Here is a 20255-nt window from a genome sequence, read left to right as displayed (position 1 = left end):
GTAGTTTTTAAAATTTCAATTTAACATTAAAGGCAAAGTCTCTTGTTGTTGGAAGTGAACCTACAGAATATCCTTGCAGGTTTCCAGAACCTAATCCACTTTCAGGATCGGCATGCGGTAGACTTTTATCAATGATCCAAAGGTTTGAACCAATGACGCTAAATGTTACTTCTTTGAACAATGACTGACCGATCAATTTTTGGGGCAAACTATAAGATAAGGCCACCTCTCTCAATTTCACGAATCCTGCATCGTATACGAACGCTTTGTCTGGTAAACCTCTACGGTAACCAAATGCGCCAAATCTATCAGCTCTAATACGCGTTGTGTTTTCAGAACCATCGGCATTAACGCCTGGATTGATAAACCCGCCGCCATCGGCCAAAGTATTTCTTACCGGGTTGCCCAGGTCATTGATAAATGATGTTTCAGCATATAGTCCCGTTGCAAGACCGTAATAGTTATCCAAAGAGAAAATACTACCACCTTTCTGAACGTCAATCAAGACACTTAAGGCAAGGTTTTTGTAGGTAAGTTTATTTGAGAAACCTGCTGACCATTCTGGATTGATGTCCCCAATAACCTTGTCTGAGGTAGATGTTTTAATATATTCTCCAGAGGTTGCATCCACAACACGTTGACCGTCTACATACGTGTAATCAGTACCGTTGATCACGCCATATGGTTGGCCCACTCTTGCGTTAAGGGTGATTCCGCCTTGAAAATTACCCAATTGAAGGTTATCAATACCGTCAGCTAGAGCGATAACTTTATTCTCGTTTTTGGACCAGTTGATATTCATGTCCCAAGAAAAATTCTCATTTCTGATTGGGGCTGCGAAAATTGTGATCTCCACACCTTTATTTTCGATTTCACCTGCATTTAAGATTTTTGAAGAATATCCTGTTGCGGTTGAAACTGGCACACCATAAATTTGATCCACAGAGTTAGTTTTATAAACGGCAACGTCTAACCCTAATCTACTTTTAAGAAAACGCATTTCTAAACCAAGTTCTATACTTTCCGTATTTTCTGGTTTCAGGTTTGGGTTTTTCTTAACATTATCTACAGATGTGCTTGAAGATCCAGGAGGAATGTTAACGTTATAGGTGTCATAAAGAAAGTCAAATGGAGCACTGTTACCTACCTCTGCGTAACTGGCTCTTAATTTACCAAAAGAAATCACATCAGAGTCAATCAAATTTGAAAATACAAAACTGGTCGCAATAGAAGGGTAATAAAACGTACTGTTGTTTTTAGGTAATGTAGAAGAGTGATCTCTTCTTATAGTAGCATCCACAAATATGGTACTGTCAAAGCCAAGTGAAGCACTTGCATAAATACCATCAACGCCTACACGTTCATCCTGCTCATTAGGTAGAGGCAGAGGCCCTACACTGTTTTGTAAGGAATATAATTTTGGAACACTTAGCCCACCACTAGTAGCGGCATAGATAGATTGAAATTCATTTCTTCTAATATTGGCACCTAAAATTCCTTTAAGGTTGAATTTCTCTCCAAAATCCTTATCGAAATTTAACATCAAATCATAATTGGTTTCTGTATTGGCAATATTTCTTCTTCCATAACCAGAATCAACATTACCTCTGACACCATTACTATCAGGAACACCAAATGATGTTGGTACACTACCGTTTGCTCTACGTTCTTCTTGCAATTCAGAGTAGGTGTCAGTAGCAATTCTACCGGTAATATTTAACCAATCTGTCAATTCATAATTTAAGGACATATTACCAATAAAACGACTTCTTGAATCATTTTGATAATTTTCATAACGTTGAAAGTATGGGTTATCCCAGAATAAAGGCGCCGATCCGGGTGCCGTAGTCTGAGGATTCCAAGTTACATTTCTTCCTGTTGCAAAATAGATATCTTTTAATTCTTTTAGGTCAACATTGGTTTGCCACCATTGCTTAAAATTAGAAATGATATTGTCGTTATAACCTGTAGAGTTACGTCCTAATCCATCGGATTTGAGAAAATTGGCATACCCTGTCGCAGTTAATTTCTCGTTCAACTTATAAGTTCCACTGATAGAAAAATTATGTTTTGTGATATTACTGTTTGGCAAAAGTCCATCTTGTTCAAATCGCGTGTAACCTAATCTGTAAGATCCATTGTCCATACCATTTTCTATGGAAACAGAATTGGTGGTTGTAATAGGAGTCTCAAAAAATGTAATAGGACCGTTGGCAGCATTTTCCCAAGGTGTTGCTGTTAAATAATTTGGCGAATCTGGGTCAAATGAATTCCATTGATAAATTAATAAATTGGAATCAAAAGCTAGACCATAAGATCCGTCTTCAGTAAATGGCACAGAAATGTCATTTACACCATCACCGTCAACATCAATATTATCATTATAATATAGACATTCACATGCCCCATAATAAGGACCATAACCTGCACCATAATCTTTTTGATATTTTATGAAAGTGCTTTTGTCAACAGATCCGAAGGTGACACCCGAATTGATTGTAACGCCCAAACCTTTGCTCTTTTTGCCAGTTTTGGTTGTGATCATAATTACTCCATTTGCCGCTCTTGATCCATAGAGTGCGGATGCTGCAGCACCTTTTAAGATGTTTACAGATTCAATGTCATCAGGATTAATGTCAGACGCTGTGTTGCCGTAGTCATAATACCCACCAGATGCTTGTGCTTGCCCGGCAGAGTTGGTGTTTGTATTATTGATAGGCACACCATCAATAACAAATAAAGCCTGGTTGCTACCAGTTAAAGACGCATTTCCTCTAATGACTACGTTAGTAGATCCACCAAGGTTATTGTTTCTTTTAATTTGTACTCCTGATGCCCTACCAGACAGCGCGTTGACGAAGTTTCCACTTTTAACAGTGCTGAGTTCATCGCCTTCCACTTCTTGGGTCGAATACCCAAGCGATTTTTTCTCTCTCGAAATACCCAAAGCAGTTACCACAACTTCGTCAAGCACAGAAGCGTCTTCCGTCATGGTGACGTTGAGGGTATTTGAAGTTCCTACAGTAATTTCTTGAGCTTTGAGCCCAACATAGGTGAAGGAAAGAATATCACCTGTACTCGCGTCAATGGTATAATTTCCATCAAAGTCAGATTGGGTTCCGTTTGTGGTGCCCTTTACAATAATGTTAACTCCAGGAAGAGGCAAACCAGATTGGTCTGATATCGTACCAGAAATTACTTTGTCCTGCGCATACGACGTATGCACTACTAGCGCTAGTAATAGCGTTAGAATTACACTAAACTGTGTTTTCATATTTTAAATTAATTTGAATTAGCCTGGCGTAAAAGTGCTAATAAAAAGTTAAAAAAGCAACATTAATTGAAAAGAATTAGGTTTCTCAAACAAATAAATTTTTATTTCAACTAGAGTTTAAAGAGGTGTAAACTTTCAATATGCTGATGGTTAATGAGTTATTAAAATTTCTGCTTTTTGAGGTCTGTTTGTTGGGCTTCAGATAGAAAGACAGAGAGTGTTTGGAAGAAAAAGATGGGAAATGTTTTTTTTTGATTTGAAAAACTTGAGGTGGTGCTGTACATTAGAAATATATTTTTCAGAATCTGAGCCTTACCATGTTTATAACCCTGTTTAAAATGTCGCTGACAAACTTATATGGATTTTAGAATTGGATAGTTTGATAGTTTGGTTTTCTGAACTTCCATTGCTGTAATTTAATTTAAAAAGGCCCGCCTGTGTGAGCACTCCAAAACCAAAACCTAAGCCTAAAAGTTTGTTTTTGGTGGTGATGATTTGATTTTCATAGTAAGCCAAATCAATAATTGAGTTGATGTATAGGCCATTGGTTACCTTGTAGCGGTATTCTGTATTAAAAACTGCAAATACATTGGCTATTAAGCTATTTTCTTCAAAACCTCTAATGGAATTGATGCCCCCAAACCGAAACAATTCATTCTCTAGAAAATTTTCAGAATTCAAAATGGCGGCACTGACATTACCGTAAATGCTATTCCGGATATTTAAGTTTACTATTTTAAAAGTGTTCAGTTCAAATTTGCTTTGGAATTGATCATTTCTGTCAATTGTCTTCTTGCCCGAGCCTGCTGAAATATCGAACAGGAAATTAATAGGGAACAGCTTATCAAGCCGCTGCGGTTTAATATAATGATAACTTATGGTGTTAAACCTTGATTTAAAGTCATTAATAGTTGCGGTAGGGTTATCTAACAGATTTGACGAGTTTAAAATGTTTACGCCCAATGCTACACTATTTTGTGGATTGATCTGGTAGTCAACTTTGGCAAATTGTGAGGTGGTTACAAATGAGGAATCTTTTTTGAATATGTTGAGTCCTACTTGTGCGCCAATAGGGGTGCCAAATAAATAGGGCAGTTTTATTTTAACGTCAAATGTCTTTTGCTCACTTTCGTCACTTTTATAGAGTAGCCTAAAGGATTCTCCATAATTTAAATTATTGATGAGGTTGAGATTGAGGTACCCATCAAATTCAATTTTCCTTGTTTCAGTGTTAGACCCAAAACCCAAAAAGCCGTCAAAAGTGTTGCTTTTTTGTTTTTCTACATATATATATAGTAAAGTGGAGTCTTTGGTAAAAAGAACTTCCGGATTTTTTATTTGGGAGGCAAATTGTAAATTCTCAAGAGCTTCTGTTTTTTGGGTGATGGTTTTTAAGTTGAAGGGCCGCTTGGGTTTTATTTTTAGATAGCGTTTTATATAGGATTTTGGAAATTTGTCATAGCCCTTTACAATAATAGTGTCAATAGTTCTTTGTTGCGCTTCCTCAACATTTAGATCGGCATATAAAATAGCGTTGCTTTTTTTTATATTAATAAGTTGAAGCGTTGAAAAAGGATCGCCATTATTGGAGATCTCTGCGTTTAAAATGTCGAGTGCCGTTTCCAATTTAGACACGTCAACTTCAAAGTAATTGTCCGTAATGGTATTAGAAACCAATTTCAAAATTTTTCTATTCAACCCAGCGTTAAAATGGATTCGAGCTTTTTTGTAAAGTGTTCCTATTTTATATGTGGCGATAAAAGAGGAATCGTTATCTTTTTGAAGATTAATAAATTCACTTTCCAAATACCCTAGATGGGAGAGGGTTTTTTGGATATTTTCGGCTTCAGCTTCAAGCGACTTAAAATCCTCAAATAACATCTTATAAGCCAAGGAATCAAGAAGTCTGGTTTCATCTTCAGTTTCTCCAACAGCACTAAGATGCAACGATTGGGCTGATAGGGTTAGAGGTGAGACCCATCCAAAGCAAAACAGAAAGGAGAATATTTTTAAAGCCATGTAAAACTTAATGATGTTCAAAGCTAACGGAAAAAATTATCTAAAAACATGTGCAATGTTAAATAATATAGCAAAGATTTGAAAATTAATCCTTTTACTTTTGAAAAAGTAAATTTATTTTCTACCTTTGCAGCCCTCAAAAGCGAGGAGTAAAATAAATTTATATAGAAATATATGCCAACAATTTCACAATTAGTACGAAAAGGAAGAACCAAAATAACCAAGAAGAGTAAATCGGTTGCCCTTGATTCGTGTCCACAAAGACGTGGTGTGTGTACTCGTGTTTACACGACGACACCTAAGAAACCTAACTCAGCAATGCGTAAGGTAGCAAGGGTTCGTTTGACAAACGGAAACGAGGTTAATGCATACATTGGCGGCGAAGGTCACAATCTACAGGAGCACTCGATAGTATTGGTTAGAGGTGGAAGGGTAAAAGATTTGCCAGGAGTTAGATATCACATCGTTCGTGGGGCTTTAGACACCGCAGGTGTTTCAGGTAGAACACAACGTAGATCTAAGTATGGTACAAAACGCCCTAAGAAGTAAAACAAGTTATAAGTTAGGAGTTAGGAGTTAGGAGTTTGAAAAAAACAAATAGCAATTAACTAATGGCCAATAACAATTAACTCAAAAAGAAGACATGAGAAAAAGAGCAGCAAAAAAGAGACCGCTTTTACCAGATCCACGTTTCAACGATCAGTTAGTAACTCGTTTCGTTAACATGATGATGTGGGATGGAAAGAAGTCCGTAGCTTTTAAAGTATTCTATGATGCTATTGACATTGTTGAATCAAAGAAAACTGATGAAGAAAAATCAGCCTTGGAAACATGGAAAGATGCTTTATCTAACGTAATGCCTCACGTAGAAGTACGTAGTCGTCGTGTTGGAGGTGCAACCTTCCAAATCCCAATGCAAATTCGTCCAGACCGTAAAGTATCTACAGCCATGAAATGGTTGATCAGCTACTCACGTAAAAGAAATGAAAAATCCATGCCGGCAAAACTTGCTGCTGAAATTTTGGCTGCTGCCAAAGAAGAAGGTGCTGCGGTTAAGAAGCGTTTGGATACACATAAAATGGCAGAAGCCAATAAAGCATTCTCACACTTTAGATTTTAATTTAAGATGGCAAGAGATTTAAGATATACAAGAAATATAGGTATTGCTGCGCATATTGACGCAGGAAAAACAACGACCACAGAACGTATTTTGTTCTATACCGGTGTGTCTCACAAAATTGGTGAGGTTCATGACGGTGCAGCAACAATGGACTGGATGGAGCAAGAACAGGAAAGAGGTATTACAATTACGTCTGCCGCTACAACTTGTGAGTGGGTTTTTCCTCGTTTGAATGGAGAGCCAACACCTGAGTCTAAAGATTATCATTTCAATATTATTGATACTCCAGGCCACGTTGATTTTACGGTTGAAGTAAACCGTTCATTACGTGTATTGGATGGATTGGTATTCTTGTTTAGTGCTGTTGATGGTGTTGAGCCTCAATCAGAAACTAACTGGAGATTGGCTGATAATTACAAAGTGCCAAGAATTGGTTTCGTAAATAAAATGGACCGTCAAGGTTCTGACTTTATGATGGTCAACAAGCAGGTAAAAGAAATGTTAGGTTCTAATGCAGTGCCTATTGTTTTGCCTATTGGCGATGAAATCGATTTCAAAGGTGTCGTTGATTTAGTGAAAAATCGTGCTATTATATGGCATGAAGATACTTTAGGAGCAACTTTCGATATCGTTGAAATTCCTGAAGAATTAAAAGCTGAAGCCAAAGAATACAGAGCAAAATTGATCGAGGAAGTAGCAAGTTATGATGAAAATCTTCTTGAAAAATTCATGGAAGATGAAGAATCGATCACTGAAGATGAAATTCACACTGCATTAAGAGCTGCCGTTATGGATATGGCTATCATACCTATGATTTGTGGTTCTTCGTTCAAAAATAAAGGTGTTCAATTTTTATTGGATGCTGTTTGTAGATACTTACCTTCTCCAATGGATAGAGAAAGTGTTATAGGGTATAACCCAGATACAGACAAAGAAGAAAGACGTAAGCCAGATGTTAATGAGCCTTTTGCTGCATTGGCATTTAAGATTGCAACGGATCCTTTTGTTGGTCGTTTGGCATTCTTTAGAGTTTATTCAGGACGTTTGGACGCAGGTTCTTATATCTTGAACAACCGTTCAGCAAAAAAAGAGCGTATTTCACGTATCTATCAAATGCATGCTAATAAACAAAATGCTATCGATTTTATTGAGGCAGGTGATATTGGAGCGGCAGTTGGGTTTAAAGACATCAAGACTGGTGATACCATGTCTGACGAAAAACATCCGATTGTTTTAGAATCTATGAACTTCCCTGATCCTGTTATTGGTATTGCGGTTGAGCCTAAAACAAAAGCAGATGTTGATAAACTAGGTATGGCTTTGTCCAAGTTGGCAGAGGAAGATCCTACGTTTACAGCGCGTACAGATGAAGCTTCAGGACAGACTATCATTTCTGGAATGGGAGAGCTTCACTTGGATATCATTGTAGATCGTTTACGTCGTGAGTTCAAAGTTGAAGTCAATCAAGGTGCACCACAAGTAGAATATAAAGAATCTATCACTAGAGCAGCACAACATAGGGAAGTTTACAAAAAACAATCTGGTGGTCGTGGTAAATTTGCTGACATCCAATTTACATTGGAACCAGCTGAGGAAGGTAAAATTGGTTTAGAGTTCGTTTCCGCAATTAAAGGTGGTAACGTTCCTAAGGAATTTATTCCTTCAATTGAAAAAGGCTTTAAAATGGCTATGGTTAATGGTCCATTGGCTGGATATGAAGTTGATGCTATGAAAGTAACATTGACGGATGGTTCTTACCATGACGTGGATTCTGATGCTTTATCATTTGAATTAGCGGCTAAAATTGGATTTAAAAATGCTGCAAAAGCGGCCAAAGCTGTTATCATGGAGCCAATTATGAAAATTGAGGTGATCACACCAGAAGAAAACATGGGTGATATTGTTGGTGACCTTAACCGTCGTAGAGGACAAATGAGTGATATGGGTGACAGAGCTGGAGCAAAAACAGTAAAGGCTACAGTGCCGTTATCAGAAATGTTTGGTTATGTTACCACATTAAGAACGTTGTCTTCAGGTCGTGCAACATCAACTATGGAATTTTCACATTATGCTGAAACACCTTCTAATATATCTGAAGAAGTAATTAAGGCAGCTAAAGGCGTTGAAGCTTAAATTTTAAGAAAATGAGTCAAAAAATCAGAATAAAACTAAAATCTTACGATCATATGTTGGTGGACAAATCTGCGGACAAGATTGTTAAAACGGTAAAAAGTACTGGCGCAGTTGTAACTGGTCCGATCCCTTTACCAACAAATAAAAAAATCTTTACGGTTTTACGTTCTCCACACGTTAACAAGAAAGCTAGAGAGCAGTTCCAATTAAGTTCTTACAAAAGACTTTTGGATATCTATAGTTCTTCATCAAAAACTATTGATGCTTTGATGAAGCTTGAGTTGCCAAGTGGTGTAGAAGTAGAAATCAAGGTATAGAGCGCAAAATATTGCGTCTGCGCAAAATATTGCGTCTGCGCAAGATATTGCGTCTCATAGGGAGGCGATATCTTGCATCTCACAAAGACGCAATATCTTGCGTCTGTCCAACATGTCCTTAACGATGGTTAAGGAAAAACGGTAAAAATACATTCAGGGCTGAAGTATTTTCGGCCCTGAATATTTTAAATAGTGTAGGTAAGTCGCGAATTGCCTGTAAAAAAACAAAAGCGGACAAGTCGTGAATTGTCCATAACAAACAAATTAATATTTATGTCTGGGTTAATTGGAAAAAAAATCGGTATGACCAGTATCTACGACGAGAACGGAAAGAATATTCCGTGTACCGTTATTGAAGCAGGTCCATGTATCGTCACCCAAGTCAGAACCGAAGAGGTTGACGGGTATAGTGCTCTTCAACTTGGTTTCGATGACAAGACAGAGAAAAGTTCCACTAAAGCTGAGGCAGGTCATGCCAAGAAAGCCGGTACTTCTGTTAAAAGAAAAGTCGTTGAATTCCAAGGATTTGGAGAAGATTACAAATTAGGTGATGCCATCACTGTAGCACATTTCATCGAGGGTGAATTTGTGGATATTGCTGGTACATCTAAAGGAAAAGGATTTCAAGGGGTTGTAAAACGTCATGGTTTTGCTGGAGTTGGTCAAGCTACGCATGGTCAACATAACCGTTTAAGAGCTCCAGGTTCTATTGGTGCCGCTTCATATCCTGCAAGAGTATTTAAAGGAATGAAAATGGCCGGAAGAATGGGCGGCGAAAGAGTGAATGTTGAAAATTTAAGAGTTTACAAAGTAGTTCCTGAAAAGAACTTATTGGTGGTTAAAGGATGTGTTCCTGGTCATAAAAACTCTTATGTAATTATTCAGAAATAATGAAAGTAGCAGTTGTAGATATAAACGGAAAAAACACAGGTAGAGAGGTTGAACTTTCTGCAGATGTGTTTGCTATTGAGCCTAATAACCATGCAGTTTACTTAGATGTTAAGCAATATCTTGCTAACCAACGTCAAGGAACTCATAAGAGTAAGGAAAGAGCAGAAATCTCAGGAAGTACACGTAAGATCAAGAAACAAAAAGGTACCGGTACTGCACGTGCAGGAAGTATCAAATCTGGTATCTTTAAAGGAGGTGGACGTATGTTTGGTCCAAGACCAAGAAACTATAGTTTTAAATTGAACAAAGGCGTTAAACGTTTAGCACGTAAATCAGCCTTGACAATGAAAGCTAATGACTCAGCAATTGTGGTTATGGAAGACTTTAATTTTGATTCTCCAAAAACCAAAAACTTCACTAACGTCTTGAAAGCGTTGGGTGTTGAGAATAAAAAATCTTTGTTTGTGTTGGGTGCTACAAATAATAATGTATATTTGTCGTCACGTAATTTAAAGGGTTCTGATGTTATAATGAACTCAGAATTAAGCACTTACAAGATTTTAAACGCAAATAAATTAGTTCTTTTAGAGAGTTCTTTAGAAGGAATTGAATCGAATTTAAGTAAATAAGGAAACATGAGCATCTTAATTAAACCTATAATCACTGAAAAAGCGACAGCTAATAGCGAGTTGAACAACTGCTATAGCTTCCAAGTGAATACGAAGGCGAACAAGGTTGAAATAAAAAAAGCGGTGGAAGCTGCTTATGGCGTTTCCGTTGAAAAAGTTCGTACTATAAATGTCCGTCCAGATAGAAAAACCCGTCACACAAAGACTGGTATTCAGAATGGTAAAACAAATGCTGTCAAAAAAGCAATTGTACAACTGGCGGAAGGTGAATCTATTGATTTATACACTAACATGTAATTAAAGACAAATGTCAGTAAGAAAATTAAAACCGATCACATCAGCGCAGCGATTTAGAGTAGTAAATGGATTTGACGCCATTACTACTGATAAGCCGGAAAAGAGTTTACTCGTTCCGAACAAGCGATCTGGTGGTAGAAACAGTCAAGGAAAAATGACCATGCGCTATATTGGTGGTGGTCATAAAAGAAAGTATCGTATCATCGATTTCAAACGTAACAAAACTGGTATTCCAGCTGAGGTTGCGTCTATTGAGTACGATCCAAACAGAACAGCATTTATCGCTCTATTGAATTATCAGGATGGTGAAAAACGTTACATTATTGCTCCAAACGGTTTACAAGTTGGACAGAGTGTAGTTTCTGGTACAGAAGGTGTGGCTCCAGAAATTGGAAATTCAATGACCTTGGCTCAAGTGCCATTAGGTACTATCATCTCATGTATTGAGTTGCGTCCTGGTCAAGGAGCTATCATGGCAAGAAGTGCTGGTGCATTCGCTCAATTAATGGCGAGAGATGGCAAATTTGCATCCGTGAAATTGCCTTCTGGTGAAACACGTTTAATACTTGTAGAATGTATGGCGACTATTGGGGTTGTATCTAACTCTGATCACCAATTGACCGTATCCGGTAAAGCTGGTAGATCAAGATGGTTAGGAAGACGTCCACGTACAAGACCAGTAGTGATGAACCCTGTCGATCACCCAATGGGTGGTGGTGAAGGTAAATCTTCAGGTGGTCACCCACGTTCTAGAAATGGTATACCTGCAAAAGGTTATAGAACCCGTTCTAAAACAAAAGCGAGTAATAAATATATTGTAGAACGTAGAAAGAAATAATTGAGATAATATGGCACGTTCATTAAAAAAAGGACCTTACATCCATTATAAATTGAGTAAAAAAGTTGAAGAGAATGTTGCTTCAAACAAAAAAACGGTAATCAAAACGTGGTCTAGAGCCTCTATGATTTCACCTGATTTTGTTGGACAGACAATAGCTGTTCACAATGGTCGTCAATTTGTACCAGTTTATGTAACTGAAAATATGGTAGGTCACAAATTAGGAGAATTTTCACCAACACGATCTTTTAGAGGTCATTCCGGTGCTAAAAATAAAGGTAAAAAATAAGTAGAGCTATGGGAAGTCGTAAAAAACAAATGGCAGACGCTATTAAGGAAGAAAAGAAGCACATCGCTTTTGCAAAGCTTAATAACTGTCCTACATCACCTAGAAAAATGCGCTTGGTTGCGGATTTGGTTAGAGGACAAAAAGCTGAAATGGCTCTTAATATCTTAAGATTTAGCCCTAAAGAAGCATCTCGTCGTTTAGAGAAGTTGGTGCTTTCAGCAATTGCCAATTGGCAAGCAAAAAACGAAGATGCAAGCATTGAAGATGCTGACTTATTCGTAAAAGAGATCAGAGTAGATGGTGGCGCAATGTTGAAAAGATTACGTCCAGCACCTCAAGGTCGTGCACACAGAATAAGAAAACGTTCCAACCACGTTACTGTGGTTATTGGAGCTAACAATAACACACAAGCTTAAATAGAGATATGGGACAAAAGACAAATCCAATCGGAAATCGTTTAGGAATTATCAGAGGATGGGAATCTAACTGGTATGGTGGTAAAGATTATGGAGATAAACTTGCTGAAGACGATAAGATTAGAAAATATGTTCACGCTCGTTTATCTAAAGCAAGTGTGTCGAGAGTAATTATTGAGCGTACGCTTAAACTTGTAACCGTTACTATCACCACTGCAAGACCTGGTATCATTATTGGGAAAGGCGGTCAAGAGGTAGACAAGTTAAAAGAAGAGCTTAAGAAAATTACAGATAAGGAAGTTCAATTGAACATCTTCGAGATCAAGAGACCAGAATTGGATGCATTTTTAGTCGCATCTAGCGTTGCTCGTCAAATCGAGAATCGTATTTCTTACAGACGTGCCATCAAAATGGCTATTGCTGCAACAATGCGAATGAACGCTGAAGGTATCAAGATTCAAATTAGTGGTCGTTTAAACGGTGCTGAAATGGCACGTTCTGAGCACTACAAAGAAGGAAGAATTCCATTATCGACGTTTAGAGCCGATATTGACTATGCTTTAGTTGAGGCACATACTACTTATGGTAGATTGGGTGTTAAAGTGTGGATCATGAAGGGTGAAGTGTATGGTAAAAGAGACCTTTCGCCGTTGGTTGGTTTATCCAAAAAACAAGGAGGCAAAGGAGGATCTGATGCGCCAAGACGTGGTGGGAACGCTAATAAGCCTCGCCGTAGAAAGTAATTTTTAAAGGAAAAGAAAAATGTTACAACCTAGAAAGACAAAATTCCGTAAGCAGCAAAAAGGCCGCATGAAAGGAAATTCCGGTAGAGGACACGAACTTTCAAATGGAATGTTCGGTATAAAATCGGTACACGAAACGGGAATGTTTTTAACATCTCGTCAAATTGAGGCAGCTCGTATTGCAGCTACACGTTTTATGAAAAGAGAAGGGCAACTTTGGATCAAAGTATTTCCAGACAAGCCTATCACCAAGAAACCTCTTGAAGTACGTATGGGTAAAGGTAAGGGTGCTGTAGAATATTGGGTAGCTGTAGTAAAACCAGGTAGAATTATGTTTGAAGTAGGTGGTGTGCCATTAGACGTTGCAAAAGAAGCATTACGTTTGGCGGCTCAAAAATTGCCTGTAAAAACCAAATTCTTAATCGCTAGAGATTACCAAGCTTAACATATAGATATTATGAAGCAATCAGAAATTAAACAGCTTTCTACAGCTGAATTACAAGATAAGTTAGGTGAAACTAAAAAGAGTTATGCTGACCTGAAAATGGCTCACGCTATCTCTCCTTTAGAAAATCCAATTCAATTACGCAACGTAAGACGTTCTGTAGCAAGAATTGCAACCGAATTAACTAAAAGAGAAGTACAATAATTTGTATTCCGCGGAAAGATGGAAAAAAGAAATTTAAGAAAAGAACGTATAGGGATTGTTACAAGTAACAAAATGATGAAATCAATCGTGGTTTCTGAAGTTAAGAAAGTAAAGCACCCTATGTATGGAAAATTCGTGTTAAAAACGAAAAAATACGTTGCACACGATGAAACAAACGACTGTAACATTGGAGATACAGTAAAGATCATGGAAACACGACCTTTAAGTAAATCTAAATGTTGGAGATTAGTAGAAATAATTGAAAGAGCCAAGTAATTATGTTACAACAAGAATCAAGATTAAAAGTAGCTGATAACACTGGAGCTAAGGAAGTATTGACTATCCGTGTTCTAGGTGGTACTAAAAGAAGATATGCTTCTGTAGGTGACAAGATAGTTGTTTCTGTAAAAGATGCAACGCCTAACGGTAACATCAAAAAGGGAGCTGTTTCTACAGCTGTGGTTGTACGTACCAAAAAGGAAGTAAGACGTCCTGATGGATCTTATATCAGATTTGATGACAACGCCTGTGTCCTTTTAAATCCGCAAGGAGAAATGAGAGGCACCCGTGTTTTTGGACCTGTTGCAAGAGAACTTCGTGATAAACAATTCATGAAAATTGTATCATTGGCACCTGAAGTGCTGTAAAAACGCAGCCTATTGCGTTTCAACAGCTAAAGTTGCAAAATAAAATAAAGATGACGACAAAGTTTAAAATAAAATCGGGAGATACAGTACAAGTAATTGCTGGAGACCATAAAGGTACTGAAGGTAAGGTTGTAAAGATCTTAAAAGATAAAAACAAAGCAATCATTGAAGGTGTGAACATGGTTAAGAAACATACTAAACCAAGTGCACAAAGTCCTCAAGGTGGCATTGTAGAGAAAGAAGCGCCTATTCATATTTCCAACCTGTCACTTTTGAATAAAAAGGGTGAAACAACACGTATTGGGTATAGAATGGAAGGCGATAAAAAAGTGAGATTTTCTAAAAAATCAAATGAAGTAATTTAGTTATGGCTTATATTCCAAGATTAAAACAAGAGTACAAGGACAAAATAGTTTCTGCTCTTACAGAAGAATTCGGATATAACAACGTAATGCAAGTTCCTAAACTTCAAAAGATAGTAATATCTAAGGGTGTAGGTGCTGCAGTTGCCGATAAGAAATTAGTAGACCATGCTGTGGATGAGTTGACCAAAATTTCTGGTCAAAAAGCCGTAGCTACGTTGTCTAAAAAAGATATCGCAACGTTCAAGTTACGTAAAGGTATGCCAATTGGTGCAAGAGTTACATTACGCGGTGAGCAAATGTATGAGTTCTTAGACCGTTTGGTAACTTCAGCTTTACCACGTGTAAGAGATTTTAACGGTATTAAAGCCAAAGGCTTTGACGGTAGAGGTAATTACAACTTAGGTATTGTTGAACAAATTATCTTTCCGGAAATTGATATTGATAAAGTGAACAATATTTCAGGAATGGATATTACCTTTGTCACTTCGGCTGCTACAGATAAAGAAGCAAAATCGCTATTAACAGAATTAGGTTTACCTTTTCAAAAGAACTAAGATATGGCTAAAGAATCAATGAAAGCCCGTGAGGTGAAAAGACAAAAAATGGTGGATAAGTATGCTGACAAACGTAAAGCTTTGAAAGAGGCTGGAGATTACGAAGCATTACAAAAATTACCAAGAAATGCATCACCAGTACGTTTGCACAACCGTTGTAAATTAACCGGAAGACCAAGAGGATACGTACGTATCTTTGGAATCTCTCGTGTTATGTTGCGCGAAATGGCAAACCAAGGCTTGATCCCAGGAGTTAGAAAAGCATCCTGGTAAAAACGCAATACCTTGCGTCTCGTATGAAATGTGATTCATTACATTTTCATACAGAAGTAAGAGGATGCAACAAAAAGTATGAACTGGACATAGGTTTGGGGAGAACCAAAAACCACGTCCGCAATTTAATGTAAATGAATACAGATCCAATCGCAGATTATCTAACACGAGTTAGAAATGCAGTAAAGGCCAACCACAGAGTTGTTGAGATCCCTGCATCTAATCTAAAAAAAGAAATTACTAAAATATTATTCGACCAAGGATATATTTTAAGTTACAAGTTTGATGACTCTTCAGTACAAGGCACTATCAAGATAGCCCTTAAGTACAACAAAGAGACTAAAGAGCCTGTAATCAGAAAAATTCAGAGATTAAGTAAACCAGGTTTACGTAAATACGCAAGCTCTAGCGAGATGCCAAGAATCCTTAACGGGCTTGGAATTGCAATTGTTTCTACTTCTCACGGGGTAATGACAGGAAAGCAAGCGCATAGAGAAAATGTTGGTGGTGAATTATTGTGCTACGTTTACTAAAAAAGGAGAGATATGTCAAGAATAGGAAATAATCCAGTAGCAATCCCACAAGGGGTTACAATAGACGTCAAAGATAACGTAGTTACCGTAAAAGGTAAGTTAGGTGAACTGAGTCAAAAATTTGAAAGCGTTGAAATTACTGTAGGAGATGGTGAAGTGTCAGTGGCACGCCCATCAGATAGTAAAGAAGCAAGAACTAACCACGGTCTATACAGATCATTGGTAAAAAATATGGTAGAAGGAGTGTCTCAAGGCTGGACCAAACAATTAGAATTGGTTGGTGTAGGTTATAGAGCTTCAAACCAAGGACAAAAATTAGATTTGGCTTTAGGGTTTTCCCACAATATCGTGATGGACATCGCTCCTGAAGTTAAAGTGGAAACGATTTCTGAAAAAGGAAAGAATCCAGTCATAAAGCTAACTTCACATGACAAACAATTGGTAGGACAGGTTGCAGCGAAGATTCGCGGCTATAGAAAACCAGAGCCTTACAAAGGAAAAGGAGTTAAGTTTGTAGGAGAAGTATTAAGAAGAAAAGCAGGTAAATCAGCATAATCGTTTAGTTATGGCATTGACAAAAAATCAAAAAAGATTAAGAATAAAAAGCAGGATCCGTAAGGTTGTTTCTGGAACAGAAGCAAGACCTCGTTTAGCTGTATTTAGAAGCAATAAAGAAATTTATGCTCAAATTATTGACGATGTTACTGGTAAAACTATTAGTGCTGCATCTTCAAGAGACAAAGACATTAGTTCTACCAAAGGCACCAAAACAGATATTGCAACCTTGGTTGGTAAAGCTGTTGGTGAAAGAGCTTTGAAAGCTGGCGTTGAGACCATTTCTTTTGACAGAGGTGGGTATCAATATCACGGTAGAGTAAAATCATTAGCAGATGGTGCTAGAGAAGCAGGACTAAAATTTTAAGACATTATGTATCAAAAATATAAAAACGTAGAATTAGTAAAGCCAAGTGGTTTAGACCTTAAAGATCATCTTATAGGTGTACAAAGGGTTACTAAAGTTACTAAAGGTGGTAGAGCATTCGGTTTTTCTGCTATTGTAGTAGTTGGAGATGAAGCGGGTGTTGTAGGACATGGTTTAGGGAAATCTAAAGATGTTGCAACTGCAATTGCCAAAGGCATTGAAGACGCTAAGAAAAACTTAGTAAGAATTCCAATTCTTAAAAAAACATTGCCACACGAGCAAAAAGGTAAGTATGGTGGTGCAAGAGTAAATATCATTCCAGCTGCTGAAGGAACTGGAGTTATAGCCGGTGGTGCTGTTAGAACGGTTTTAGAGGCTGTTGGAGTACATGATGTATTGTCAAAATCTCAAGGCTCTTCAAATCCTCACAACGTAGTAAAAGCAACTTTTGATGCTTTGTTGCAATTAAGAGATGCAGGATCTGTGGCGAAAGACAGAGGAATTACACTTCAAAAAGTATTTAACGGTTAATCTATAGAATAATGGCAAAGATTAAAGTGAAAAAAGTAAAAAGTGCTATCAACCGTACGCAAACTCAAAAGAGAATATTAGAATCTCTAGGCTTGCGTAAAATGAATCAGGTTGTTGAGCATGATGACACGCCAAGTATCCTTGGAATGATTAATAAAGTTCAACATTTAGTTTCTGTAGAAGGAACAAAATAATACAGCAGAATAATGGATTTAAGTAATTTAAAACCGGCTGAAGGGTCAGTTAAAAATCAAGGCAAAAGAATAGGTCGTGGACAAGGTTCTGGAAAAGGTGGTACCGCAACTCGTGGTCACAAAGGAGCTAAGTCACGTTCAGGGTATTCTAAGAAAGTAGGATTTGAAGGTGGGCAAATGCCACTTCAAAGACGTGTGCCTAAGTTTGGATTTACAAATATCAATCGTGTAGAGTATCAAGGTGTCAATCTTGATAAATTACAAGAATTGGTAGATGATCAAGTCATTAAGGATACTGTTGATTTTGTGACGTTATTAGAGCTAGGCATTGTTAACAAGAATGATCTTGTTAAAATCTTAGGTCGTGGCGAATTGAAATCAAAACTAAAAGTGACTGCTCATAAATTTACTGCTTCAGCAAAAGCTGCTATTGAAGCCGCAGGAGGAGAAGCCGTAACTTTATAAGACCGTTTAGAGGATGAAATTTATAGAGACTTTAAAAAATGTTTGGAAAATAACAGAACTGAAGGATAGAATCATGCTTACGCTTGGTCTTCTTTTAGTTTATCGTTTTGGTGCTCAAGTGGTTTTACCAGGTATTGACGCAAGTCAATTAGGTGCTTTGGCTGATAACACAGATCAAGGTATTCTAGGACTTCTTAATGCTTTCACCGGCGGTGCTTTTGCAAACGCTTCAGTATTTGCTTTAGGGATCATGCCTTACATCTCCGCTTCCATTGTGGTACAATTAATGGGTATTGCAATTCCTTACCTTCAAAAGTTACAGAAGGATGGTGAGAGTGGACGTAAAAAGATAAACCAAATCACGCGTTGGTTGACTATTGGTATCTGTTTGGTGCAAGCACCAGGATATTTGGCAAGTTTACCAGCTTTAGGTATTCCATCATCAGCATTTTTATTGGGTACAGGAACTATGTTTTATGTGTCTTCAGTAATTATATTGGTAACAGGAACTGTATTTGCAATGTGGTTGGGTGAAAAGATTACAGATAAAGGTATCGGTAATGGTATTTCACTGTTGATCATGGTGGGTATTATTGCCCGTATGCCAGTATCTTTTATTCAAAACTATGCTTCTAGATTAGAAGGTGGTGGAAACGGTGGTTTAATGATGGTGCTTATTGAATTGGTCATTTGGTTTGTGATTATCTTACTATCAATCATGTTAGTCATGGGTGTCCGTAAGATTGCTGTGCAATATGCACGACGCACTGCTTCTGGTGGTTACGAAAAGAATGTGTTTGGATCAAGACAATTTTTACCTTTAAAGTTAAATGCCTCTGGTGTAATGCCTATCATCTTTGCTCAAGCAATTATGTTTGTACCAACGTTAATTGGTAAAGGTTTAGGTGAAGGTGCCGTTGGACAATGGTTACAGACTAATTTTGCTGATATTTTTGGTCTTTGGTATAATGTAGTGTTTGCGTTGTTGATAATCGTGTTTACGTACTTCTACACCGCTATTACAGTACCAACCAATAAGATGGCAGATGATTTAAAACGTAGTGGTGGTTTCATACCAGGCATTAGACCAGGAACTGAAACTTCGGAGTATTTAGACAGAATTATGTCTCAAATAACCTTACCAGGATCTATCTTTTTGGCAATGATTGCTGTGTTCCCAGCGGTTGTAGTTCAATTGATGGGCGTACAGCCAGGTTGGGCATTGTTTTTTGGAGGTACATCGTTACTGATTATGGTAGGTGTGGCAATTGATACCATGCAGCAGGTCAATTCATACTTGTTGAACAAACACTATGATGGCTTAATGAAAACCGGGAAAAATAGAAAAGCAGTAGCTTAATATTATTATGGCAAAACAAGCAGCAATAGAACAAGACGGATCAATTATTGAGGCATTATCCAATGCCATGTTCCGTGTTGAATTAGAGAATGGACACATTGTAACAGCGCACATTTCTGGTAAAATGCGCATGCACTACATTAAATTATTACCAGGAGACAAAGTAAAATTAGAAATGAGTCCTTATGATTTGTCTAAGGCTCGCATAACTTATAGGTACTAATTAGGGTAAAGTCAAAAGATTTTATCTATCAGTATAAAACTAATAACAAAAAAACAGATGAAAGTTAGAGCATCAGTTAAAAAAAGAAGCGCCGACTGTAAACTAGTGCGCAGAAAAGGTAGACTTTACGTCATTAACAAAAAGAATCCTAGATTCAAACAAAGACAAGGTTAATTATGGCAAGAATTGCAGGTGTTGATATACCAAAACAGAAAAGAGGAGTAATCTCCCTAACTTACATCTACGGGATAGGTGCAAGCAGAGCAAAAGAAATTTTAGCACAGGCTAAAGTTGATGAAAACACAAAAGTTCAAGACTGGACAGATGACGAAATAAGTAATATTCGTGAGGCTGTAGGTGCTTTTACTATTGAAGGTGAGTTGCGTTCAGAAATCCAATTAAGCATCAAACGTTTAATGGATATTGGATGTTACAGAGGTATTCGTCATAGAGCTGGACTTCCATTAAGAGGACAACGTACTAAAAACAACTCTAGAACGAGAAAAGGTAGAAGAAAAACTGTTGCTAACAAGAAAAAGGCAACTAAATAATAACAAGACATTAGTCATTAGT

Annotated in this window: 30 protein-coding genes; 28 read left to right on the top strand and 2 right to left on the bottom strand. The window is 37.5% G+C overall.

The features are described 5' to 3' along the window. Positions 1-7: 7 nt before the first annotated feature. Entirely contained in the window at positions 8-3274 is a 3267-nt protein-coding gene (locus A9996_RS14170) for a SusC/RagA family TonB-linked outer membrane protein (RefSeq protein WP_066436376.1), read from the bottom strand. 333 nt (positions 3275-3607) lie between these two features. After that, positions 3608-5293 (bottom strand): POTRA domain-containing protein, encoded by a 1686-nt coding sequence (locus tag A9996_RS14165; protein ID WP_083993967.1) that lies wholly within the window; start codon positions 5291-5293, stop codon positions 3608-3610. A 174-nt stretch (positions 5294-5467) separates the two neighbouring features. On the opposite strand from A9996_RS14165, the gene rpsL reads away from it, so the two are divergent. From rpsL to rpsM, 28 genes are all read left to right on the top strand, one after another. After that, positions 5468-5842, top strand: a complete 375-nt coding sequence (gene rpsL / locus A9996_RS14160) for a 30S ribosomal protein S12 (RefSeq protein WP_066436375.1) — start codon at positions 5468-5470, stop codon at positions 5840-5842. A 94-nt stretch (positions 5843-5936) separates the two neighbouring features. Beyond that, a complete protein-coding gene (gene rpsG, locus A9996_RS14155; protein ID WP_066436373.1) occupies positions 5937-6413 on the top strand; it encodes a 30S ribosomal protein S7 in 477 nt (158 codons plus the stop codon). A 6-nt stretch (positions 6414-6419) separates the two neighbouring features. Further along, positions 6420-8546: an elongation factor G gene (fusA, locus tag A9996_RS14150; RefSeq protein ID WP_066436370.1), complete on the top strand. Its 2127-nt coding sequence runs from the start codon at positions 6420-6422 to the stop codon at positions 8544-8546. Between the two features lie 11 nt (positions 8547-8557). Then, a complete protein-coding gene (rpsJ, locus tag A9996_RS14145; RefSeq protein WP_066436369.1) occupies positions 8558-8863 on the top strand; it encodes a 30S ribosomal protein S10 in 306 nt (101 codons plus the stop codon). A 273-nt stretch (positions 8864-9136) separates the two neighbouring features. Continuing rightward, entirely contained in the window at positions 9137-9754 is a 618-nt protein-coding gene (gene rplC / locus A9996_RS14140; RefSeq protein ID WP_066436438.1) for a 50S ribosomal protein L3, read from the top strand. Further along, a complete protein-coding gene (gene rplD, locus A9996_RS14135) occupies positions 9754-10383 on the top strand; it encodes a 50S ribosomal protein L4 (RefSeq protein ID WP_066436366.1) in 630 nt (209 codons plus the stop codon). Before rplC ends, rplD begins: the two co-directional genes overlap by 1 nt. A gap of 6 nt (positions 10384-10389) precedes the next feature. Further along, positions 10390-10680, top strand: coding sequence for a 50S ribosomal protein L23 (gene rplW, locus A9996_RS14130; RefSeq protein ID WP_066436363.1), 291 nt, complete (start codon positions 10390-10392; stop codon positions 10678-10680). A 10-nt stretch (positions 10681-10690) separates the two neighbouring features. Further along, positions 10691-11518 carry a 50S ribosomal protein L2 gene (gene rplB, locus A9996_RS14125; RefSeq protein WP_066436360.1) on the top strand — a complete coding sequence of 276 codons (828 nt, stop codon included), beginning with the start codon at positions 10691-10693 and terminating at the stop codon, positions 11516-11518. A 10-nt stretch (positions 11519-11528) separates the two neighbouring features. Next, a complete protein-coding gene (rpsS, locus tag A9996_RS14120; protein ID WP_066436357.1) occupies positions 11529-11807 on the top strand; it encodes a 30S ribosomal protein S19 in 279 nt (92 codons plus the stop codon). A gap of 8 nt (positions 11808-11815) precedes the next feature. Then, positions 11816-12223 carry a 50S ribosomal protein L22 gene (gene rplV, locus A9996_RS14115; protein ID WP_027126036.1) on the top strand — a complete coding sequence of 136 codons (408 nt, stop codon included), beginning with the start codon at positions 11816-11818 and terminating at the stop codon, positions 12221-12223. A gap of 8 nt (positions 12224-12231) precedes the next feature. Further along, entirely contained in the window at positions 12232-12966 is a 735-nt protein-coding gene (rpsC, locus tag A9996_RS14110) for a 30S ribosomal protein S3 (protein ID WP_066436355.1), read from the top strand. 19 nt (positions 12967-12985) lie between these two features. After that, a complete protein-coding gene (gene rplP, locus A9996_RS14105; RefSeq protein ID WP_066436352.1) occupies positions 12986-13411 on the top strand; it encodes a 50S ribosomal protein L16 in 426 nt (141 codons plus the stop codon). A gap of 12 nt (positions 13412-13423) precedes the next feature. Then, positions 13424-13615 (top strand): 50S ribosomal protein L29, encoded by a 192-nt coding sequence (rpmC, locus tag A9996_RS14100; protein ID WP_066436349.1) that lies wholly within the window; start codon positions 13424-13426, stop codon positions 13613-13615. Between the two features lie 18 nt (positions 13616-13633). Continuing rightward, positions 13634-13891: a 30S ribosomal protein S17 gene (gene rpsQ, locus A9996_RS14095; RefSeq protein WP_066436347.1), complete on the top strand. Its 258-nt coding sequence runs from the start codon at positions 13634-13636 to the stop codon at positions 13889-13891. A 2-nt stretch (positions 13892-13893) separates the two neighbouring features. Beyond that, positions 13894-14262, top strand: coding sequence for a 50S ribosomal protein L14 (gene rplN / locus A9996_RS14090; RefSeq protein ID WP_027126041.1), 369 nt, complete (start codon positions 13894-13896; stop codon positions 14260-14262). 50 nt (positions 14263-14312) lie between these two features. Further along, positions 14313-14627 carry a 50S ribosomal protein L24 gene (gene rplX, locus A9996_RS14085; protein ID WP_066436344.1) on the top strand — a complete coding sequence of 105 codons (315 nt, stop codon included), beginning with the start codon at positions 14313-14315 and terminating at the stop codon, positions 14625-14627. Positions 14628-14629: 2 nt separating this feature from the next. Then, a complete protein-coding gene (gene rplE, locus A9996_RS14080) occupies positions 14630-15181 on the top strand; it encodes a 50S ribosomal protein L5 (RefSeq protein ID WP_066436341.1) in 552 nt (183 codons plus the stop codon). A gap of 3 nt (positions 15182-15184) precedes the next feature. After that, positions 15185-15454 carry a 30S ribosomal protein S14 gene (rpsN, locus tag A9996_RS14075; protein ID WP_027126044.1) on the top strand — a complete coding sequence of 90 codons (270 nt, stop codon included), beginning with the start codon at positions 15185-15187 and terminating at the stop codon, positions 15452-15454. 134 nt (positions 15455-15588) lie between these two features. Further along, positions 15589-15987: a 30S ribosomal protein S8 gene (gene rpsH, locus A9996_RS14070; protein WP_066436339.1), complete on the top strand. Its 399-nt coding sequence runs from the start codon at positions 15589-15591 to the stop codon at positions 15985-15987. A gap of 12 nt (positions 15988-15999) precedes the next feature. Further along, a complete protein-coding gene (gene rplF, locus A9996_RS14065; RefSeq protein WP_066436337.1) occupies positions 16000-16542 on the top strand; it encodes a 50S ribosomal protein L6 in 543 nt (180 codons plus the stop codon). A 10-nt stretch (positions 16543-16552) separates the two neighbouring features. Then, a complete protein-coding gene (gene rplR, locus A9996_RS14060) occupies positions 16553-16909 on the top strand; it encodes a 50S ribosomal protein L18 (RefSeq protein ID WP_066436329.1) in 357 nt (118 codons plus the stop codon). 6 nt (positions 16910-16915) lie between these two features. Beyond that, positions 16916-17440 carry a 30S ribosomal protein S5 gene (rpsE, locus tag A9996_RS14055; protein WP_066436326.1) on the top strand — a complete coding sequence of 175 codons (525 nt, stop codon included), beginning with the start codon at positions 16916-16918 and terminating at the stop codon, positions 17438-17440. An 11-nt stretch (positions 17441-17451) separates the two neighbouring features. Next, complete coding sequence (gene rpmD / locus A9996_RS14050; RefSeq protein ID WP_066436325.1) at positions 17452-17634, top strand: 50S ribosomal protein L30; 183 nt, start codon at positions 17452-17454, stop codon at positions 17632-17634. Positions 17635-17646: 12 nt separating this feature from the next. Further along, positions 17647-18099, top strand: coding sequence for a 50S ribosomal protein L15 (gene rplO / locus A9996_RS14045; RefSeq protein ID WP_066436319.1), 453 nt, complete (start codon positions 17647-17649; stop codon positions 18097-18099). 13 nt (positions 18100-18112) lie between these two features. Beyond that, on the top strand, positions 18113-19459 hold the full coding sequence (gene secY, locus A9996_RS14040; RefSeq protein WP_066436315.1) for a preprotein translocase subunit SecY: 1347 nt from the start codon (positions 18113-18115) through the stop codon (positions 19457-19459). Between the two features lie 7 nt (positions 19460-19466). Next, positions 19467-19682 carry a translation initiation factor IF-1 gene (gene infA, locus A9996_RS14035; RefSeq protein ID WP_027126052.1) on the top strand — a complete coding sequence of 72 codons (216 nt, stop codon included), beginning with the start codon at positions 19467-19469 and terminating at the stop codon, positions 19680-19682. A 57-nt stretch (positions 19683-19739) separates the two neighbouring features. Then, the gene (ykgO, locus tag A9996_RS19675; RefSeq protein ID WP_008269159.1) at positions 19740-19856 is read left to right on the top strand and encodes a type B 50S ribosomal protein L36; all 117 of its coding nucleotides are present in this window, start codon (positions 19740-19742) and stop codon (positions 19854-19856) included. 2 nt (positions 19857-19858) lie between these two features. Further along, positions 19859-20233 carry a 30S ribosomal protein S13 gene (rpsM, locus tag A9996_RS14030; protein WP_066436309.1) on the top strand — a complete coding sequence of 125 codons (375 nt, stop codon included), beginning with the start codon at positions 19859-19861 and terminating at the stop codon, positions 20231-20233. The last annotated feature ends 22 nt before the right edge of the window (positions 20234-20255 follow it).

The organism is Gelidibacter algens, assembly GCF_001678675.1.
GTDB classification, from domain to species: domain Bacteria; phylum Bacteroidota; class Bacteroidia; order Flavobacteriales; family Flavobacteriaceae; genus Gelidibacter; species Gelidibacter algens.
The sequence above is the reverse complement of the archived record's forward strand: the minus strand, read 5'-3'. Positions and strand labels throughout refer to the sequence as shown.

What these genes read in the sequence shown, in the direction of transcription:
- A9996_RS14170 (WP_066436376.1), bottom strand. Translation starts at nt 3,274, where the DNA reads ATGAAAACACAGTTTAGTGTAATTCTAACGCTATTACTAGCGCTAGTA.
- A9996_RS14165 (WP_083993967.1), bottom strand. Translation starts at nt 5,293, where the DNA reads ATGGCTTTAAAAATATTCTCCTTTCTGTTTTGCTTTGGATGGGTCTCA.
- rpsL (WP_066436375.1), top strand. Translation starts at nt 5,468, where the DNA reads ATGCCAACAATTTCACAATTAGTACGAAAAGGAAGAACCAAAATAACC.
- rpsG (WP_066436373.1), top strand. Translation starts at nt 5,937, where the DNA reads ATGAGAAAAAGAGCAGCAAAAAAGAGACCGCTTTTACCAGATCCACGT.
- fusA (WP_066436370.1), top strand. Translation starts at nt 6,420, where the DNA reads ATGGCAAGAGATTTAAGATATACAAGAAATATAGGTATTGCTGCGCAT.
- rpsJ (WP_066436369.1), top strand. Translation starts at nt 8,558, where the DNA reads ATGAGTCAAAAAATCAGAATAAAACTAAAATCTTACGATCATATGTTG.
- rplC (WP_066436438.1), top strand. Translation starts at nt 9,137, where the DNA reads ATGTCTGGGTTAATTGGAAAAAAAATCGGTATGACCAGTATCTACGAC.
- rplD (WP_066436366.1), top strand. Translation starts at nt 9,754, where the DNA reads ATGAAAGTAGCAGTTGTAGATATAAACGGAAAAAACACAGGTAGAGAG.
- rplW (WP_066436363.1), top strand. Translation starts at nt 10,390, where the DNA reads ATGAGCATCTTAATTAAACCTATAATCACTGAAAAAGCGACAGCTAAT.
- rplB (WP_066436360.1), top strand. Translation starts at nt 10,691, where the DNA reads ATGTCAGTAAGAAAATTAAAACCGATCACATCAGCGCAGCGATTTAGA.
- rpsS (WP_066436357.1), top strand. Translation starts at nt 11,529, where the DNA reads ATGGCACGTTCATTAAAAAAAGGACCTTACATCCATTATAAATTGAGT.
- rplV (WP_027126036.1), top strand. Translation starts at nt 11,816, where the DNA reads ATGGGAAGTCGTAAAAAACAAATGGCAGACGCTATTAAGGAAGAAAAG.
- rpsC (WP_066436355.1), top strand. Translation starts at nt 12,232, where the DNA reads ATGGGACAAAAGACAAATCCAATCGGAAATCGTTTAGGAATTATCAGA.
- rplP (WP_066436352.1), top strand. Translation starts at nt 12,986, where the DNA reads ATGTTACAACCTAGAAAGACAAAATTCCGTAAGCAGCAAAAAGGCCGC.
- rpmC (WP_066436349.1), top strand. Translation starts at nt 13,424, where the DNA reads ATGAAGCAATCAGAAATTAAACAGCTTTCTACAGCTGAATTACAAGAT.
- rpsQ (WP_066436347.1), top strand. Translation starts at nt 13,634, where the DNA reads ATGGAAAAAAGAAATTTAAGAAAAGAACGTATAGGGATTGTTACAAGT.
- rplN (WP_027126041.1), top strand. Translation starts at nt 13,894, where the DNA reads ATGTTACAACAAGAATCAAGATTAAAAGTAGCTGATAACACTGGAGCT.
- rplX (WP_066436344.1), top strand. Translation starts at nt 14,313, where the DNA reads ATGACGACAAAGTTTAAAATAAAATCGGGAGATACAGTACAAGTAATT.
- rplE (WP_066436341.1), top strand. Translation starts at nt 14,630, where the DNA reads ATGGCTTATATTCCAAGATTAAAACAAGAGTACAAGGACAAAATAGTT.
- rpsN (WP_027126044.1), top strand. Translation starts at nt 15,185, where the DNA reads ATGGCTAAAGAATCAATGAAAGCCCGTGAGGTGAAAAGACAAAAAATG.
- rpsH (WP_066436339.1), top strand. Translation starts at nt 15,589, where the DNA reads ATGAATACAGATCCAATCGCAGATTATCTAACACGAGTTAGAAATGCA.
- rplF (WP_066436337.1), top strand. Translation starts at nt 16,000, where the DNA reads ATGTCAAGAATAGGAAATAATCCAGTAGCAATCCCACAAGGGGTTACA.
- rplR (WP_066436329.1), top strand. Translation starts at nt 16,553, where the DNA reads ATGGCATTGACAAAAAATCAAAAAAGATTAAGAATAAAAAGCAGGATC.
- rpsE (WP_066436326.1), top strand. Translation starts at nt 16,916, where the DNA reads ATGTATCAAAAATATAAAAACGTAGAATTAGTAAAGCCAAGTGGTTTA.
- rpmD (WP_066436325.1), top strand. Translation starts at nt 17,452, where the DNA reads ATGGCAAAGATTAAAGTGAAAAAAGTAAAAAGTGCTATCAACCGTACG.
- rplO (WP_066436319.1), top strand. Translation starts at nt 17,647, where the DNA reads ATGGATTTAAGTAATTTAAAACCGGCTGAAGGGTCAGTTAAAAATCAA.
- secY (WP_066436315.1), top strand. Translation starts at nt 18,113, where the DNA reads ATGAAATTTATAGAGACTTTAAAAAATGTTTGGAAAATAACAGAACTG.
- infA (WP_027126052.1), top strand. Translation starts at nt 19,467, where the DNA reads ATGGCAAAACAAGCAGCAATAGAACAAGACGGATCAATTATTGAGGCA.
- ykgO (WP_008269159.1), top strand. Translation starts at nt 19,740, where the DNA reads ATGAAAGTTAGAGCATCAGTTAAAAAAAGAAGCGCCGACTGTAAACTA.
- rpsM (WP_066436309.1), top strand. Translation starts at nt 19,859, where the DNA reads ATGGCAAGAATTGCAGGTGTTGATATACCAAAACAGAAAAGAGGAGTA.